This window comes from Mesorhizobium sp. M2A.F.Ca.ET.037.01.1.1 (genome assembly GCF_003998075.1).
Lineage (GTDB): Bacteria > Pseudomonadota > Alphaproteobacteria > Rhizobiales > Rhizobiaceae > Mesorhizobium.
Genome location: NZ_RZSA01000983.1, coordinates 1 through 2,374 on the forward strand (window position 1 = coordinate 1; position 2,374 = coordinate 2,374).

Consider the following 2,374-nt stretch of genomic DNA (forward strand, 5'->3'; position numbering starts at 1 on the left):
GCCTAGGACCTCCGCACCCGCCGCCACGCAGCGGGCGCGATACCTGTGTACTTTACAAAGATGCGGGTAAAATGGCTTTGGTCCGAGAAGCCACAGGCATGGCCAATTTCGCCCACGGGCAAATCCGAATTCAGAAGCATACTTTTCGCCTGTTCCACGCGTTGCGCAACCAGCCACTGAAAGGGCGACAATCCTACCGTAGCTTTGAAAGCACGGGCGAAGTGGCTTCTAGATAAACCGCATACCCGCGCGAGTTCCTCTAGGCCAACCTGTCCGTCCATGTTGGCCAGAAGCATCTCCTTCGCCCGACGCTCATGCCTGCGTGCTAACCCGCCCCGCACGGGCCGCAGGGCTGCAGGCTGCTCCGAATAAAACGCGGTGAGATGGGTCATGAGTGCCGTGGCCAACTGGTCAGCAAACAATCGGGCCATCGTATCCGGCCGCTCAAACGCGGGGACCAGACACTCTCCCAAGTTGCTTATCGTGGGATCACTCAAGGCCACACCGTTGGCAGTTCGAAGCTTCCCCACCGGCCGCAAGTCATGCTCGTCCTGGAAGCGCTGCAGTGCCTCGCCAGAGGTGTACATGGAGAGGCAATCCACGGTGCCTTTGGTTACAGAGGCATGGTCTTCATTGAGGTCCAGGAACAGGAATTGTCCCCCGTGCAGAGGCATCGACGAAACCGGCTTGCCATTGACCCAGTAAGGATAACTTGGGAGGTAGCGGCGCTGAAGGCACAGCAGATAGCCGTTACTGCTTTCCATGTGTACCGGTGTTCCCTGATCAACCTGTGTCCAGTTCACTCGGGTACCGATGATCTCGGCCACCTGGAGAAAACGTGTTGATAGCGTCCGCGGCTCCTCCAAACCTACGAATCTCCCAACGCTGCGTGCAATTTCGGCGTTCATGGGGTTCCCTCAAATCTGAGCAAACAGTTTGCATCAAGGCGCACGAGCAGTTCAAGACTGTGCTGGCCGAGCTGAACAGCATGGCGGCTTTGTGCCGAAGGCCTCCAGCAACGGACGTCGGGTTACGGCCCATCGCAGACGTCGGCAAACTCTGTCCTATCCAAGGCGGATGTTGCTGTAAGACCGTCGAGCGACCGCTAAGCCGGTGGCCGGTGACCCGTGGAGAGGTCGCTGCATGATTTACCCCTCTGTTTGGTGACGCCCGGATTAAATCGACCGTCCGGCATCTTCACAAGGCGGTCGTTGTCCGCCGCGAACAGAATGCGGGCCTTCGGATACTTCGCCCGTATCGCCTTCGAAACCGGGCCGAGGTTGCCGGCGTCGAATGCCGTAATAGTGAGGTAGCCGGTAGCCTGATGAACGCGGGCAGCGGTGCTGTAGCCTCGGCGATGGTGATAACGAAGCCGGCGCCAGGATCTTCGGGCCGCTTGCCGATCGGATGGTAATTCCCATCTTTGGCAGTGCCCTTGAGAAACCGTTTCGTGCCATCGTCGCCGATAAGCTGGACGCTCGCCAGTTCGGCGCCAGGCGTGTACAGCGGCACGACAAGGGAACCGGCGCGGGCGGTGCGCGGGTCTTCCTCGGGGTCCACCACGTATTTGACGTTTTGCTTCAGGCGCCGAAGGCCAGGGAAGGGCGGCAGACCCTTTTTCGCGAGGTAGGGGTGTGAGGCCGGCGCCTTCTCGGTCGACGCCATGATGAGCCCGGCAGCGGCGGCAGCGGCGGCATTAAGGGCGGCCCGCTCTTCCTCGCGCTGGCGTTGCGTTTCCGCCATGCGTTTTTTCAGTTCGGCGCGTTCGGCCGCCGTCATCGCGGAGGGGCGCTTTTCCGTCCATGTATCCTGAATTCCGGTTTGCAGGTCGCCGAAGGCGCCCGAGGCCGGGGTGTCCAGATGCAGCACATACCAAACGTGTTGGTTCCTGGCCTTTTTCTTGCCCTGGGCATTGGCGCGGTGCACCTTTCCATCGGCAATCGGGTGAGAGGCGCCGCGCGAGTTGGCGGTGTCCATATGGACGCCCGCCGAGCGCATCGCGTCGAGGAATTCAGTGTTTTCTGTTCATCGCCGTGCTGCCGGACGTTTGCAAATTGCAAACGCCGCGCTGACGCGCCGTCTTCGGCAACGGGCTCTTGCTCGCCGGATGGCGACTCATTAAAATGGTTCACGGTCAATCCACTTGAATGTCAGAATGCAAAGCCCGCCGGTTGCAGCCAGGCGGGCTTTTTGCGTTAAGCGCGGACGCGTCGGCTCTCTATGAAGGCCGTAAGCTCGGCTTCGGGCCAATAGTTCCGGCCATTGATGTTGATCGGGCGAGGAAAGCCAAGATCAGGCTTACGCAACCAACGCCAAATGGTCATGTCGCTGACGCCGCCGACGCGGGTTTTCATTTCATTCGCCGGAAGCAATC

At 60.2% G+C, this 2,374-nt stretch carries 2 protein-coding genes; both read right to left on the reverse strand.

The annotated features are described in order from the left end of the window. Positions 1–2: 2 nt before the first annotated feature. Positions 3–908, reverse strand: a complete 906-nt coding sequence (locus EOA27_RS32250; RefSeq protein WP_126082620.1) for an AraC family transcriptional regulator — start codon at positions 906–908, stop codon at positions 3–5. A gap of 289 nt (positions 909–1,197) precedes the next feature. Continuing rightward, positions 1,198–1,977, reverse strand: a complete 780-nt coding sequence (locus EOA27_RS41100; protein ID WP_210214189.1) for a hypothetical protein — start codon at positions 1,975–1,977, stop codon at positions 1,198–1,200. Positions 1,978–2,374: the final 397 nt, after the last annotated feature.